Raw genomic sequence first — 16110 nt, forward strand, 5'->3', positions numbered from 1 at the left:
ATTTTAATCAATTTGGATGTTAATAAATAAGGTGGTCAACATGAACAAATTAATCTCGCTGCTTACCCTGCTCTGTTTGGCGTTTGCTGGACCCGTACTGGCGCATGTTAAACAAAGCGGCTCGGTACCGGCGGATAACGCCATGCTGATGCAGGCGCCGGATGTACTCAGTATCAGCTTTAGTGGCCCGATCCGGCTGACGAAAGTCACGCTGCTGCACGATAGCGGCAGCGCTATCGACTTTGGCTTTACGCCCACCGCTGCGGCCGCGCAGTTTAGCTGGCCGTTGCCATCGCTCAACATCGGCAGTTACCAGGTCAGCTGGGTAGGTTTGGGCGAAGACGGTCATAAAATGAAAGGTGATTTCAGTTTTATGCTACACGCCAGCGCTGACGGCGGGGGGAAAGCTGATAGCGTGCACTCCCATCAGCACTAGATGGGTTGAGATTGGCGATGTTTAGTGATGCCTGGGTATTAGCCTTATTCGCCCACAAACTGGCGAGTTATCTTGCAGTTAGCGGCAGTATTGGTGCAGCGTTTTTGCTGCTGTTACCGGCGCTGGCTCAGCCACAGTCTGATAGCCTTGCCTTTCGGCTGTGGTTAAAACGCCTGGTACTGGGATGGTCGGCTGCAGGTATGGTACTGACGCTGCTTTATCTGCCGCTGCAGGCTGGTGCGCTGGCCGAGGCGGGTATAGCTGGCATGGCTGACAGGCTGATGCTGCAAATGGTTTGGCAATCGGCAATGCGCACCCAGCTGCTTTTACTGCTATGCGGTTTTGCGGCGCTGTGGTTTTGGGCCTGGCGCGCTGAACACAGCGGCAACGCGGTAGCGGTTAACATTGCGCTTGTTAGCCTGGCTGCGTTATTGCTTGCCGCCAGTTTCAGCCAAACCGGCCATGTGGCCAGTTTGGCAGGACTGTGGCCGCTGTTACTGACGCTGCATGTACTGGCAATTTCGGCCTGGGTAGGCTCCTTGCTGCCGCTGTGGCAAAGCTGTTACCGCTTAGCACCAGACAGGCTGCAGGCGCTGATGCAGCAGTTTGGCCAGGTTGCGCTCTATCTGCTGGTATTGCTGATCAGCTGTGGCGTGCTGATTTTACTGCAACTGCTCGACTCGCCCAGTGCGTTGTTTGTCAGCGACTATGGCCGTTTAATGTTGTTTAAGCTGATGTTGATCGCGGCCATGTTACTGCTGGCCGCCTGGCATAAATTTAATCTGGTCAAAGCGTTGGCGAAGCATCAGAACAGCCGCTTGCTGGCACGGTCTATTTTTATCGAAATGCTGTTGGCGCTATTGGTACTGGCAACCAGCAGCAGTTTTACCACTGTGGTGGGTTTAGCCCATTAAGCCCACTTTATTCTAATAATTACAACAGGATACCTAATATGTTTCGCAATAAAGTTCAAACCTTATCTGCCATCAGCCTGAGCCTGGCGTTGTTCTCTCCCGTTAGCGCGCTGGCGCACGGCAATGAAAAACCTGCCACCCCGGCCTTGTTTGTTGGCGAAAGCACCGCCGCGGCGCAGACGGTAACAGCGTTTCATCAGGCGTTACGCGCTGGTGATGCCAAAGCGGTGCGCGCCATGCTGGCAGATGACGTGCTGATTGTCGAAGGTAATGGCGTAGAGCGCTCGGCTGACGAGTATGCCAGCCACCATATGCTGGCTGATATGAAATTTATGGCGGCGGTACAGGTAGAAGCGCTGGAGCATCAGACCAAGGTGCTGGGCAAGGTGGCCTATTCGGTTAGCCGTAGCCAACTGACGGGTGAATATAAAGGCAAGCCGGTTGACGTTGTCAGTAAAGAAACGCTGGTGCTGGTAGATAACGGCGACGGTTGGAAGATCGTGCATGTGCACTGGTCGCACTAAGGCAACAGCGGGAGAGCACTATGAAGTTAACTCTGACAGCGGTCGTGCTGGCAGCCGTCGCGCTGCTGGCCGGCTGTAAAGACGCCGGCCCGGCTAAACCGGAAACTACAGCTGTGTCCGACAGTGCTGGCAATGCGGCAGCACTAACCCTCACGGTATACAAAACACCAAGCTGCGGTTGCTGTAAAAAGTGGGTATCGCACCTTGAGCAGCAGGGAGTGGTTGCACAGACGAGAGACTATGATGATTTAAGCGACATAAAAGCCCGCTACGGCATTGCGCCACGGTATTACTCCTGTCACACCGCAGTATCTGAGCAGGGCTACGCCTTTGAAGGCCATATCCCTGCTAAATACATCCGGCAATTCCTCGCAGAGTCGCATCCGGATGCGATTGGCCTGAGTGTACCGGCGATGCCGCTTGGATCACCGGATATGGAAGTGGAAGGCCGCTTTATGCCGTACGACATTCTGCTGCTGCATAAAGATGGCAGCGCCAGCGTTTACGCTCACATCAGTGATGCTGCCATGCAGTAAGTAGTGTAGTGTCAATCCTTGCTGCTACGCGGTGCTGTAATGACAACTAAATCACTTGATTTTAATACGTTTGAGAAAGGCATACTGCAAAGTATTTTGCTAACACTAATAATGAGAGCATGTCGCTTCGTTAGTGGTTAGTTTGCTTTTTGTTAAATTGTTTTGGAGGCACTAATGAACTTGTCAAATGTTACTTTCTTTGTCGTTTTGTCGCTAAGCGTCAGCAATGTTATTGGGTATGCTCAGACGTTTCCTGAGCCACTTAAGTTGGAGCAGGCGGTTGCACTTGCCGTAGATGCTGATCCCTGGCTTACGGGAAGCCAGTTCACTCAGGAAGCTCTCAATGATGAAGCGATAGCCGCGGCGACTTTACCGGACCCACGAGTGAGCTTGATGGCGGGCAATTTCCCCGTGGACACTTTCGATTTGAACCAGGAAGCCATGACCCAGTTGTCGGTAGGGGTCAGCCAGATGTTTCCACGGGGCGATAGCCTTGCGCTCGCCCAGCATCAAAAGCAGCAACTAGCCGAGCAACATCCACTGCTAAGGTTGGATCGCAAGGCCAAGGTAAGCGCTATGGTCAGCCAGTTGTGGCTGGAGGCCTTCAAAGCTCAGGAGAGTATCCGGCTGATCGAACAGGATCGCGCACTGTTTGAGCAGTTGGTGGATGCCGCCAAAGCGGGTTACTCCTCGGCGCTGGGCAGGGCACGTCAGCAGGACGTAATTCGCGCGCAGTTGGAGCTGATTCGTCTTGAAGACAGACTGACGATGCTCAGGCAGCAACAGCAAGCCGCACAAAAGCGTCTGACCGAATGGATCGGTGCGCCTGCCACTGTCCCTCTGGCTCCGGTACTACCGACACAGTCTCTTTCCAGGCCACTGTCGGTACCGACCATTAAGCAGGCCAGCGAGCATACGCGCTACGAATGGATCCGCCATCATCCCGCGCTACGGGCGCTGGACCAGCGTATCGACGCAACGCAAACCGGTGTGGATCTGGCAAAACAGAAATACAAGCCCGAATGGGGCCTGACCGCCCAATACGGCTATCGCGACAACGACCCCTTGGGGCGCGACCGGGCCGATCTGTTCTCCGTTGGCGTCACCTTCGATCTGCCCCTTTTCACCGGTAACCGGCAGGACAAGGAAGTCAGCGCCGCCGTAAATCGAACCGAGGCCATCAAAACCGAAAAGCACTTGCTTGGTCGTCGGCTAATGGCGGAACTGGAAACCGCGAGCGTACAACTGGCACGTCTCGATGAACGCCAGGCGTTATACACCGATCAGCTGTTGCCGCAAATGGCCGAGCAGGCAGAGGCTTCACTTTCGGCCTACAACAACGACGACGGCGACTTCGCCGAAGCCGTGCGTGCCCGCATTGCCGAATTGAATGCCAAGATCGACGCGCTCGCCATTGCCGTGGATCGGCAGAAGACCATCGCCCAAATCAATTACCTGCTCGCCGAGGCGTCGTTCGACGATGCACGGCCGGCGAAACCGTTTTAAAGGAGTTCAACATGAATACATTCACCAAAACCTTGCTGGGCACGGCCGTCGGCGCGCTGCTCGGCGCATCCGGCGTCTGGCTACTCGGCAACCCCGATGAGGGGGATATGACAGCAACCGGCGGTGAACGCAAGCCACTTTACTGGGTGGCGCCCATGGATCCCAACTACAAGCGCGACAAGCCTGGCAAATCGCCCATGGGCATGGATCTGATCCCTGTGTACGAGAAATCCGCCGGAGAGGATGAAGCCGGCACCGTCAAGATATCGCCCGAGGTCGTCAACAATCTCGGCGTGCGCACCGCCACGGTTGGGTCCGGGTCTCTGAATCTGGATGTCAAAACCGTCGGTTACGTGCAATACGATGAGAACCGGCTGGTGCATATCAGCCCGCGCGTGGAAGGCTGGATCGAGAAGCTCCATGTCAAGGCCGCCGGGGATCCGGTCAGACAGGGCGACCCCCTGTACGCCCTCTATTCACCCACCCTGGTCAACGCCCAGGAGGAATTGTTGTTGGCGTTGAAACGCGACAATCCGGTGTTGATTGGCGCTGCCGTGGAACGCTTGTTGGCGCTGCAAGTACCTCAGGCAGATATCGACCGGCTGCGTAAAACCCGCAAGGTCAGCCAGACCATCACCGTTGCCGCGCCGCAGTCCGGGGTACTGGACAATCTCGCGGTGCGTGAGGGCATGTTCGTCAAGCCTGGCTTGAGTCTGATGAGCATCGGCCAGTTAGAACATATCTGGGTGATCGGTGAGGTGTTCGAACGACAGGCAAGCCTGGTCAAGACCGGCGACCAGGTGCGGATGCGGCTCGATTACCTGCCCGGTCGGGATTGGTTGGGCCAGGTGGACTATGTCTATCCGTCTTTGAATGCCAAGACACGTACCGCGCAAATCCGGGTGCATTTCGACAACCCGGACGACTTCCTCAAGCCGGGCATGTTCGCGCAGATGGTCATTGAGACCCAGGCGGGGGCTGAAGCACTGTTAATCCCGCGGGAAGCGCTGATCCGTACCGGCAGCCAGGCGCACGTGGTGTTGGCGCTGGGTGATGGCAAATTCAAATCGGTGGCCGTTGAGGTCGGGCGTGTGGGCGAACGGCAGGTGGAAATTCAGTCGGGACTCAAAGAAGGGGAACGCATTGTGACCTCTGCTCAGTTCCTGATCGACTCGGAATCCAGCAAGACGTCGGACTTCAAGCGCATGGCCAAGCGCGATCAGGAAGGCGAATCAATGGATGTAAAGGCAGACGCTGATTCCCGCTCAGTCTGGGTGGCCGCACGTATCGACAGCCTGATGCCGGATCACCGCATGGTGACCCTGGAGCACGAGGCCATCCCGGACTGGCAATGGCCCACCATGACCATGGATTTCACCGTCGCTGAGGCTGTGGACATGGATGCGCTCAAACAGGGAATGCGCCTGCATGTGCAGATCACCAATAACAACAGTGGTGGATACCAGATTACCCAAGTGCATATTCCCAATGAGCAAGGCAATGATACCATGCCTGCAGGAATGGATCACGGTCAGCACGAGGGTATGGATCACGGTGATATGTCGATGCCGGAGCACAGCGAACACCAGGGCATGAACCACGGCGGTCACGATCAAAAGGAGCACAATCATGATTGAATCGATAATCCGTTGGTCCATCGGTAACCGTTTCTTCGTGCTGCTGGCTACTTTGATGCTGGTGGGGATGGGTCTCTATTCGCTGAAAAACACCCCGGTGGACGCCATTCCCGATCTGTCCGATGTACAGGTCATTATTAAGACCAGTTTTCCTGGGCAGGCACCGCAGGTGGTGGAGGACCAGGTCACGTATCCACTGACTACTGCCATGTTGTCGGTACCCGGTGCGGTTACCGTGCGCGGTTATTCCTTTTTTGGCGATTCCTTTGTGTATGTCATTTTCGACGAGGATACCGATGCCTACTGGGCACGTTCCCGGGTGCTGGAGTACCTGTCTCAGGTCGCGCCCACATTACCGCCCAGCGCCCGGCCGCAACTGGGGCCGGACGCTACCGGAGTTGGCTGGGTCTATCTCTACGCCCTGGTGGACCGTACCGGCAAGCATGACCTCAGTCAGCTGCGCAGCCTGCAGGACTGGTTCCTGAAATACGAGCTGCAAACCGTGCCGGGTGTTTCCGAAGTCTCGGCGCTCGGTGGCATGGTCAAGCAGTATCAAGTGAAGGTAAACCCTGAAAAACTGCGCGCCTTCGGTATTCCCCTGTCTCTTATCCAGATGGCTATCCAGCGCGGCAACCAGGAAGTGGGCGCCTCGGTGGTGGAAATGGCCGAAGCCGAATACATGGTGCGCGCCAGCGGTTACATCCAGAGTATCGATGATCTGGCCAACATTCCGTTAGGGTTGGATGTTAACGGTACGCCGCTGTTGCTCAAGGATGTGGCGGATATCGAATTGGGGCCGCAAATGCGCCGTGGCATCGCCGAGTTGAACGGCGAAGGTGAAGTGGTGGGCGGTATTGTGGTGATGCGTTTCGGTGAGAACGCCCAGAAAACCATTGATGGGGTCAAGGCCAAGCTGGAAAAACTCAAGGCGGGTTTGCCCGAGGGCGTGGAGATCGTAACCGTTTATGATCGTTCAGGGCTGATATCTCGCGCCATTGACAGTTTGTGGAAAAGTGTGGTCGAAGAACTCGCTCTTGTGGCGTTGATCTGTGTCATTTTCCTGTTTCATGTCAGGTCCTCACTGGTGGCGGTCATCAGTCTGCCACTAGGTATTCTTACGGCTTTTATCGTGATGTATTGGCAAGGCCTTAATGCCAATATCATGTCATTAGGCGGTATAGCGATTGCGATAGGCGCCATGATTGATGGCGCGATTGTCATGATCGAAAACATGCATAAGCATATGGAACGTACGCCCTTGACGCCAGAGAACCGTTGGAAAATCGTGGCGGCGTCAGCCAGTGAAGTCGGTCCGGCGCTGTTTTTCAGTTTGCTTATTATCACTGTGAGCTTTGTACCTGTGTTTACCCTGGAAGCCCAAGAGGGCCGGATGTTCAGCCCGTTGGCCCTTACCAAAACCTATGCCATGGCAGCCAGTGCGGCGCTTGCTATCACAGTGGTGCCGGTTTTGATGGGATATTTCATCAGAGGTAAGGTGGTAGCGGAAAACAAGAATCCCGTTAATCGATTACTGATTGCCGGGTACATGCCCCTGCTGAAAACCGTATTGCGTTTTTCGAAAATCACACTTGCCATTGCGGTTGTGATTTTCCTCGTTGGGATCTGGCCGGTTAACAAGATTGGTAGTGAATTCATCCCCGATCTGGATGAAGGTGATCTGATGTATATGCCGACCACTTATCCGGGGATCTCGATAGGCAAAGCCAGGGAATTGTTGCAGCAGACCGACAAGCTGATCGCGACAGTGCCTGAGGTAAAAACCGTGTTTGGCAAAATCGGTCGTGCCGAGACAGCCACGGATCCCGCTCCGCTGACCATGATCGAGACCTTTATTCAGCTTAAGCCCAAAGAGGAATGGCGCGAGGGCATGACCACGGAGAAGCTCAAGAAGGAGCTGGATGCGCTAGTGAAATTCCCCGGTCTAACCAACGCTTGGGTGATGCCGATCAAGACTCGCATCGACATGCTGGCCACCGGTATCAAGACGCCGGTAGGCATCAAGGTGGCGGGCGAGGATCTGCGAGAAATTCAGAAGATTGGTCAGCGACTAGAGCAGATCCTCAAGGATGTACCCGGCACAGCCTCGGTGTATTCCGAAAGGGTGGCCGGTGGGCGTTACATCAAGGTGGATATTCAGCGTGCACAGGCGGCGCGCTATGGCCTCAATATTGCTGATGTGCAGCAGGTAATAGCCACGGCCATTGGGGGAATGAATGTGGCGCAGACCATTGAGGGGCTGGAGCGTTATCCGATCAATCTGCGCTACCCGCAGGACTATCGAGACTCGCCAGAACAGCTGGCGCTGCTGCCCATCGTTACGCCCAGCGGCCAACGCATTGCGCTCGCCGATGTGGCCAATGTCTATGTGGAGGACGGCCCGCCAGCGATCAAGAGCGAGAACGCCAGGCTGAATGGCTGGACCTTTGTAGATATCGATGGGGTGGACGTGGGCAGCTATGTACAAGCGGCCATGGCAACGGTCGAGCAGCAGTTGGATTTACCGGCCGGTTACTCGGTGGCCTGGTCCGGTCAGTACGAATACATGCTGCGCGCCAAAGAGAAACTGACCTATGTGGTTCCTTTGACGCTTGCCATCATTATCATTCTGTTATACATGAATTTTCGTAACTTCACTGAAATAGCCATTATTCTGGGAACACTACCACTGGCGGTAATTGGTTCAATCTGGCTGATGTACCTGCTTGGCTATAATTTTTCTGTCGCGGTTGCGGTTGGTTTTATTGCACTGGCGGGGGTTACGGTGGAAATAGGTATCATCATGTTAACTTATCTTAACCAAGCATATCACCAATTGATAGATACCTGTCGTGAGCGTGGAGTGCAACCATTAAAAGAAGATTTGCTCGAAGCCGTGACACAGGGCGCGGGACTTCGTGTCAGACCGGTAATGATGACGACAGTCTCAACCATCGCCGGCTTACTGCCCATTATGTTAAGTGATGGCACCGGTGCCGAAGTTGTTAGCAGAATTGCAGCACCCATGGTTGGGGGGATGATTAGCGCCTTAATTCTAACACTACTGGTATTGCCTGTGGTCTACTACCTATGGCGCAAGCAATCACTGGAAAGTTAATTTTCTATTGATCATTTTTAAGGGGCGACAAGGATATCGCCCTTATTTTAGGTCTGTATTTAGTGATAAATAAACGACCGTTTTCTTTACGCCACTTGCCGACTCACAAATGATATCTCTCTAATCTCAGAATGTGTAAATAAATTATGTAAAGAAATCTATGTAAAGATTAGGTACCTTTTCTATGCGGTTGGGCTAAAATCCAATGTGATGCGTTTGCTGATGGAGGTTTGCGATGATTATCGGTTATGCACGGGTGAGTACCCAAGAGCAATCTCTAGATCTACAAACTGATGCTCTGAGGACAGCAGGCTGCCAGGAGGTTCTCAGTGAGAAAGTGACAGGTAAGCAGCGCGAGCGGCCTGAATTGCAAAACTGCCTGCGCATGCTTCGCAAAGGTGATGTCCTGGTTGTTTGGAAACTTGACCGCCTGGCACGCTCATTGAAAGATCTGGTTGGGCTTGTAATCCCCCCGAAAAATCGGAGCAGTTATAAGCAGAAAATTCCATTAAACTAAAACGAAGGAATTTTCTATGCGCAAATCACGTTAAACAGACAGTTAGATCCTAGCGATTCTAAAACAGAGCGAGAACGGTGTTCCTGTTCCAGAGCTTTGCCCTGAACAGGGTATGAGCTCAGCCCAATTTTATAAATGGAGCGCCAAGTTCGGTGGTATGAACTTATAAATTTAACGCAAGCGGTTCATTAATTTTACCGATAACTGCTGCTTAAACTGGGGAAATTACGCAGTGAAGCGTCATGCATGGTAAGTAAACGTGAGGTATTTATTCAATAAGCCAATAGGCTTGATCCAGATCATGAAATTCAAACAGCTCCTTGATTAAGATAGTGACAACAGTTAATCAAGGAGACTGTCATGGAATTATTCAAAGAGTTCTTTACTGACCCAGTGCTATTCTTTTCATTTACCGGTTTGGCGGTGTTACTCGGGATCTGTATCTTCTATGTGATCTACTTTATTCGTAACACAGTGAATGAACAGCCGCGCGAACCAAAGTCATCGACTCCTAAGCCGTCTCATTAATATGGAATAGGGGTGTTTTGGTCGATCAAGATGATCGACCAAAATGTTGCTACTGTAGATTAACGGTCAATACGGCATTGTTTACAGCGCGCTTGACCCGTCACAACCTCTGATATTTTATAGCGATGCCGGGCAAACCAAAGATAAACACGGTCGGCAAACCAGCGAATCAAAGGCCAGCGTATGGGAGCGGTAAGCCAACCACGTCCTACCGCTTTCCATGCTTGGTGAGTTACGTCTAAACCGAGGAGTAGCTCACCGTTTGCGGTCATACCGTGCAATATTGCGCGCGCTCGCTGCGGATCAATCATCGGGAAACGTTGCTCGAAATCTTCGGCGAGAATATCTTCGAAGATGATGCGCTGATGGTGTTGCTGTTGTTGCAGTTTGAACAGATGTCGCATCTCACGAACACAAAGTGGACAGCCGCCGTCGTAAAATATCGTTAGTTGATGCGCCATAGTGGGTCACTCAGAATTACATGCTTGGTCTTTACTATACGCGTTTTCAAGCGAGCTGGATTAAAAAAGCCGCTCTAGTTAGAGCGGCTTTTTATCATTAAAACGCGTTTAGTCAATGGGGTTACCATTGGTGTCGAGCTTAGTCACAGTACCGAGGTTCAGACTGCGAATGTCTTCTTCGATCTGTTCGAGATCACCGACGATGACCCAAGTGAGTGCATCCGGACGGATGACATCTGCAGCAACAGCTTGGATTTCATCTAGCTCAAGACTATTAACACGTTGCCCGTACGCTTCCAACCAAGTCATGTCTTTGCCTTTCTCAAGCATGTCAACAATGGCCGAAAGCAGCGCACGTTTGGTCTCATAAGCACCTGGTAGCTTCGCAGTTTTATTGGCTTTCACTTTATCAAGCTCTTCTGCGGTTGCAGGTTCATCGCCAATATAACCATTGAGTTCCGCTAGAATTTCTAGCACAGACTCTTTGGTTTTGTCGGTTTGCACTGGTGCAAGAGCTAGCAGCAGCCCTTCAGCATCCGCTTGAACCCACGATGAGCGTGCCCCATAAGACCAACCTTTGTCTTCACGCAAGTTCATGTTTAAACGCGAAGTAAAGCTGCCACCGATGACGGTATTCATGACATCGATAGCTTCTGCGTTATCAACCTTGCCAGACGGCGCAAGTTGTCCCGCAATAATGGTTGATTGTGGAGTACCCGGCTGGTCGATCAAGAAGACGCGACTCTCGTTGAAGCGCGCCACTTCAGGGAACTGCTTCACAGGTGCAGCGGTTGCTGGAGCTTGCCATTCAGCAAGATATTGCTCAAGTAATGGCTTAATTTCAGCTTCAGTGACCGCACCTACGATAACGAGTCGAGCATTATCTGGACGCAACCAAGTCTCTGCATGCGCGACTAAGTCAGCGCGAGTCAGTGAGTTAATTGACGTCTCGGTACCCGAACCTGTTAGTGGTGCGTTGTACGGATGGTCGTCAGCGAACATCAAACTCGGCAGAATACGCAGAGCTTGTTGCTGCGGAGAGGCTTTTTCTTTCTTAATACCTTCCAACCACAATGAGCGCTTGCGTTCGATTTCTGTTGCATCAAAGGCAGGATTCATTAACAGGTCAGTCATGATATCAAGGCTTGGCTCAAGGCTGGTGATCAAGCTATCCATGGTGATGCGTGATGAATCGAGGCTCGCCGAGGTCGAGAGGTTGGTCCCAAGCTCTTCAAGTTCGCGGCTCAAATCGAGCGCTGAGCGCTTCGCTGTGCCCTCGCGCAACATGCTCATAGTGAAGCTTGCCGTACCCATTTTACCGCCAACATCTGCCGCGTAACCACTGTCGAACACCAAGCTCATCTGTACGGTCGGAACATCATGGCGTTCTGCCAAGGCAACTTCGAGCCCGTTAGATAGCGTGAAGGTGTTCAATTCTGGCAGATCAAGTTCCGGCAGCTGACCTACTTCCGGCAGCTTGCTCCGGTCTGCACCGGTTTGTGCAGTGGTATATTTAGGCTGTGGTACCACGTTAAGAACAAAGGCACCATCTGTCAGCCAGCGCTCAGCAGCGGCTTGTAAATCTGCCGGCGTTGCTGCGCTTAGGGTTGCCATCTCATCGCGATAAGCGCTTGGGTTACCTTGATAAATTTCGCCCGCAGCAAGAATGTCTGACTTACCACCGAATCCACCGATCCGCTCCGCGCCGCGCACAAAACTTGCGACACTCGAGTAACGAACTCGGTTGAGTTCTTCTTGGCTCGGCCCTTCTTGCAGCAGTTTGGCAATTTCTTCATCGATGATTGCTTCAATGCGTTCAAGTTCAACTCCTGGCTTCGCATCCGCGATCACGAAGAATTGTCCCGCTAGGATACGGTTGTATTGGAACCCAGAGACCATACTTGCAATTTGCTCATCGTAAACGAGACGCTGATACAGGCGTGAGTTCTTACCACCGGCTAGGATCTCGTTAAAAAGTTCAAGATAGGTGCTATCTTCGGTTCCGAGCTCTGCAGTATTCCAGACTTTGTAAATACGCGCTGCTGGAACATTATCTTCCATCGTGGCGCGTTTAGTGCCGGTGCTCTTCGCAACCCAGCTGTTAAGTTTTTTCAGTGGCTTACCTGCTTTGATGTCACCAAAATAGGTTTCCATTTTTTCCCGCGCGGTTTCGACATCAATATCACCAGCCAGCACTACAACTGCGTTTGCTGCGCCATAATAGTCGTTGAACCACTGATGGACATCGTCCAGTGAAGCGGCGTTAAGGTCTTCCATTGAACCGATCACAGACCATGAATAAGGATGCCCTTCAGGGAAGGTTTGCTCCGCAAGGAATCCAAATACGCGGCCATAAGGCTGAGCTTCGCCCTGACGTTTTTCGTTTTGGACAACGCCGCGCTGTTCATCAAGCTTCTCTTGAGTGACCGCGCCTAACAAGTGACCCATGCGGTCAGATTCCATCCACAACGCCATATCAAGGGCAGGTGTTGGAACGTTTTGGAAATAGTTGGTGCGGTCGTTGTTGGTGGTCCCGTTCATATCGGTCGCACCGGCACGTTCAAACGGCCCAAAATACTCGTCATCATAGTTCTCTGTACCGTTGAACATCAGATGCTCAAACAAGTGCGCAAAGCCAGTTTGACCCACTTGCTCATCTTTGGAACCGACCGCATACCATACGTTGACCGCAACGATAGGCGCTTTGCGATCAGTATGGACGATAACGCGTAAGCCATTATCGAGGGTGAACATTTCGTACGGAATGTTGACTTCCGGGAGTTGTTGAACGACAGCTGCTTGGTTGTCATTGGCAGCACGCTCACTTGAAGTCGCTTGACAGCCGCCAAGCAGAACAGTTGCAACAGCAACCGCAGTGATGGTTTTCACTAAACGCATAGGAATACCCTGTTAGTTTAAAATAAATGCATGACTACTATAAAACACTACGAAATGGATGTAAGGGCGGATTAGATGTCAAAGTGTAACAAGATTGTTCAGAGTGGTTCTGCACTTCCAATTTTGCCGCGAATCGATGATAATTTGTCGTTAATATCCGACAGATGAAGAATTTAAGCGTGGGAAAAACGACGATTATCGCGATTACAGGTGCTTCGGCCTCGGGCAAGAGTTTGTTTGCTTCGACTGTTTATCAAGAGCTAGTCGCCGAGCTTGGCGGTGATGGAATTGCGATACTGGCAGAGGATGCGTACTACCGAGACCAAAGCCACCTTACTTTGGAACAGCGTCAGCTCACTAATTACGACCATCCCTCGGCGTTTGAACACGAGTTGTTAGTGAAACATTTAGAGCAACTGCGCAATAACCAAGCTGTTGCGATGCCGCAATACGACTATAAAACGCATACGCGGCAACCCACTTCAATTCAGGTTAATCCCGGCAAAGTGATTATGGTCGAGGGCATTTTGTTGCTACACGACCCGAAACTGCGGGAATTATTCGATATTTCGGTGTTTATGGATACGCCACTCGATGTTTGCCTGCTGCGCCGAGTGGTGCGCGATGTCGAAGAGCGCGGCCGGACGATCCAATCGGTGGTGGAGCAATATCAAGAAACGGTGCGCCCAGCCTTCTTTGAGTTTATCTTGCCCTCGAAACAGTTTGCTGATTTAGTAGTGACCCGTGGCGGTCAAAACGAAATTGCAATCGACCTCATTAAATCAAAAATCCGCCAGCTGCTTGCCGAGTAGTGGCATATATCAAAAACATGGTCAAAACCCTATGAATAGTATTTTAGGCATTCTGATAATCCTTCTTATTGCATTTGCATTCTCTACCAATCGTCGCGGTATTCGCTGGCGCACAGTGGGTGGTGCATTTGCAATTCAAGTCGCACTTGGCGCCTTCGTATTGTATGTGCCATTTGGTCAAGACGTGCTTTATGGTGTTGCAACGGCGGTGGGAAGCGTTATCAGTTACACCAATGCCGGTATCCAATTTATGTTTGGTGGCCTGCTCTCTGACAGTACAGGGTTTGTCTTTGCAATCAATGTATTAAGCGTCATTATCTTTTTCTCGTCATTGATTTCGGTGTTGTATTACCTGGGCATCATGAAATGGATCATCAAGGTACTCGGCGGTGGCTTGCAGAAAGTCATTGGTAGCAGTCGGCCAGAATCCATGTCAGCCGCAGCAAATATTTTTGTCGGGCAAACTGAAGCGCCGATGATGGTCAGACCGTTTATTTCAAGTATGACGCGATCGGAGTTGTTCGCGGTCATGGTCGGCGGCATGGCCTCGGTTCTGGCTCAGTTCTGGCCGGTTACGCTGGTGTAGGGGTTGAGTTAAAGTATTTAATTGCAGCAAGCTTTATGGCAGCGCCTGCAGGGCTTCTGATGGCCAAGATGATCATCCCTGAGTTAGACCAACCACGCGATGATTTAGATGCCATCATTGACCATTCAAATGGCAAAAAAAGCGGTGATGTGCAAGTCGAAGATGGCGCGGTTAATGTGATTGATGCCGCCGCTGCGGGGGCCTCAAGCGGGGTGCAACTGGCGATTAACGTCGGTGCGATGTTGATTGCCTTTGTCGCGCTGATTGCCCTTATTAACGGTATCTTCGGTATGGTCGGCGGCTGGTTAGGCTATCCTGATTTAAGTCTGCAGCAGCTGTTCGGTTATATCTTCCAGCCCATCGCCTATATCTTAGGAGTAAGCTGGGACGAAGCACAATTAGCGGGAAGTTTTATTGGCCAGAAGCTGGTTATCAATGAATTTGTCGCGTATCTCGACTTTGTAAACTACAAAGATCAACTTAGTGCGCATAGCCAAGTGATCATTACCTTTGTCTTGTGTGGCTTTGCGAACTTCTCATCGATCGCTATCTTACTCGGTGGGTTAGGTGGGATGGCGCCGAGCCGACGCCATGATATCGCGCGTTTAGGTTTACGTGCGCTTCTAGCCGCGACTCTAGCCAACATGATGAGTGCGGCCATCGCAGGCTTCTTCTTTAGCCTTAGCTAGACTGTTTTGGCTTTTGGTGCTGGCGAATCACGCCCTCTTGAATGGTGGAGGCAACCAGCACCCCTTCACGGGTAAAGAACTGTCCTCTGACTAAGCCTCGACCGCCTGCAGCGGCGGGGCTATCAATGGCATAAAGTAACCAGTCATCCATCCGAAAATCTTTATGAAACCACATCGCATGGTCGATGGTTGCCAGTTGCATATCCGGCTGCGCAAAACTTTTACCATGGGGTTGCACCGCCGTCGGCAGAAAATTGAAATCACTGGCGTAAGCAAGTAAATATTTATGCACGCGTTGGTCATCAGGCATGGTGCCGTTGGCGCGCAGCCAAACATAGCGTTTGGGCTCCATGACCTGAGGTTTAAATGGATTATTAGCGGTTACAAAACGCATCTCGACCGGCTTTTCAGAGATGAATTTATTCCGAATCGACTCGGGAATAAGGTCGGCGTGCTCGCGGTAGATATCAAGATCAGACACCAAGCCTTCAGGTCCTGGCACATCAGGCATCTTATCTTGGTGCTCAAAACCAAGTTCTTCTACTTGGAATGAAGCGGTCATGTAAAAGATGGTTTTACCATGCTGAATCGCTTGCACCCGGCGAGCGGAAAAGCTTTTGCCGTCGCGAATAACTTCCACATCATAAACAATCGGGCGACTGGCATCGCCTGGGCGTAAGAAATAACTGTGAAAAGAATGAATTTTGCGATCTTCCGGGACTGTTTCTTTTGCGGCAGAAAGCGCTTGGCCGATGACTTGTCCCCCGAACACGGCACGAAATCCGAGATCTTGGCTTTGGCCACGATAGAGTCCTTGCTCAATCGTTTCGAGTTTCAATAAATCTAATAAGTCGTCCAGTACCTTACCCATCTGCATCTCCCATCTTTCTAATCGCTATATTTTGCGGTTTGTTGTCGTTGCATACAAGGGGCAAGATTTGATCTTTGCCG

General features: G+C 51.8%; 13 protein-coding genes and 2 pseudogenes. 12 read left to right on the forward strand and 3 right to left on the reverse strand.

Features of this window, described 5'->3' with window-relative positions:
* Positions 1-40 precede the first annotated feature (40 nt).
* From CWI83_RS00985 to CWI83_RS01030, 10 genes and pseudogenes are all read left to right on the forward strand, one after another.
* Positions 41-436, forward strand: coding sequence for a copper resistance CopC family protein (locus CWI83_RS00985; RefSeq protein WP_126824481.1), 396 nt, complete (start codon positions 41-43; stop codon positions 434-436).
* Between the two features lie 17 nt (positions 437-453).
* On the forward strand, positions 454-1350 hold the full coding sequence (locus CWI83_RS00990) for a CopD family protein (protein WP_126824484.1): 897 nt from the start codon (positions 454-456) through the stop codon (positions 1348-1350).
* Positions 1351-1388: 38 nt separating this feature from the next.
* Positions 1389-1874: a YybH family protein gene (locus CWI83_RS00995; RefSeq protein WP_126824487.1), complete on the forward strand. Its 486-nt coding sequence runs from the start codon at positions 1389-1391 to the stop codon at positions 1872-1874.
* A gap of 20 nt (positions 1875-1894) precedes the next feature.
* A complete protein-coding gene (locus tag CWI83_RS01000; protein WP_126824489.1) occupies positions 1895-2410 on the forward strand; it encodes a DUF411 domain-containing protein in 516 nt (171 codons plus the stop codon).
* A 174-nt stretch (positions 2411-2584) separates the two neighbouring features.
* Positions 2585-3916, forward strand: coding sequence for a TolC family protein (locus CWI83_RS01005; RefSeq protein WP_126824490.1), 1332 nt, complete (start codon positions 2585-2587; stop codon positions 3914-3916).
* 11 nt (positions 3917-3927) lie between these two features.
* Entirely contained in the window at positions 3928-5553 is a 1626-nt protein-coding gene (locus CWI83_RS01010; RefSeq protein ID WP_126824492.1) for an efflux RND transporter periplasmic adaptor subunit, read from the forward strand.
* On the forward strand, positions 5546-8668 hold the full coding sequence (locus tag CWI83_RS01015; protein WP_126824494.1) for an efflux RND transporter permease subunit: 3123 nt from the start codon (positions 5546-5548) through the stop codon (positions 8666-8668). Before CWI83_RS01010 ends, CWI83_RS01015 begins: the two co-directional genes overlap by 8 nt.
* 235 nt (positions 8669-8903) lie before the next feature.
* Positions 8904-9185, forward strand: coding sequence for a recombinase family protein (locus CWI83_RS01020; RefSeq protein ID WP_126824497.1), 282 nt, complete (start codon positions 8904-8906; stop codon positions 9183-9185).
* Positions 9186-9231: 46 nt separating this feature from the next.
* Positions 9232-9348 (forward strand): annotated as a pseudogene (locus tag CWI83_RS01025) (transposase); the annotation flags it as partial.
* A 197-nt stretch (positions 9349-9545) separates the two neighbouring features.
* Positions 9546-9713, forward strand: coding sequence for a DUF3149 domain-containing protein (locus CWI83_RS01030; RefSeq protein ID WP_126824499.1), 168 nt, complete (start codon positions 9546-9548; stop codon positions 9711-9713).
* A 59-nt stretch (positions 9714-9772) separates the two neighbouring features.
* On the opposite strand, the gene CWI83_RS01035 is transcribed toward CWI83_RS01030, so the two are convergent.
* On the reverse strand, positions 9773-10174 hold the full coding sequence (locus CWI83_RS01035) for a thiol-disulfide oxidoreductase DCC family protein (protein ID WP_126824502.1): 402 nt from the start codon (positions 10172-10174) through the stop codon (positions 9773-9775).
* Positions 10175-10282: 108 nt separating this feature from the next.
* Entirely contained in the window at positions 10283-13072 is a 2790-nt protein-coding gene (locus CWI83_RS01040) for a M16 family metallopeptidase (RefSeq protein ID WP_126824505.1), read from the reverse strand.
* A 179-nt stretch (positions 13073-13251) separates the two neighbouring features.
* Between CWI83_RS01040 and udk the strand changes: the two genes are divergently transcribed.
* Both udk and CWI83_RS01050 read left to right on the forward strand, forming a co-directional pair.
* Entirely contained in the window at positions 13252-13884 is a 633-nt protein-coding gene (udk, locus tag CWI83_RS01045) for a uridine kinase (RefSeq protein ID WP_126824508.1), read from the forward strand.
* A 31-nt stretch (positions 13885-13915) separates the two neighbouring features.
* Positions 13916-15159, forward strand: a pseudogene (locus CWI83_RS01050) (NupC/NupG family nucleoside CNT transporter).
* On the opposite strand, the gene tesB reads toward CWI83_RS01050, so the two are convergent.
* A complete protein-coding gene (tesB, locus tag CWI83_RS01055; protein WP_126824511.1) occupies positions 15152-16030 on the reverse strand; it encodes an acyl-CoA thioesterase II in 879 nt (292 codons plus the stop codon). The pseudogene CWI83_RS01050 and the gene tesB overlap by 8 nt on opposite strands.
* Positions 16031-16110: the final 80 nt, after the last annotated feature.

This window comes from Pseudidiomarina taiwanensis, from assembly GCF_003987435.1.
GTDB lineage: Bacteria > Pseudomonadota > Gammaproteobacteria > Enterobacterales > Alteromonadaceae > Pseudidiomarina > Pseudidiomarina taiwanensis.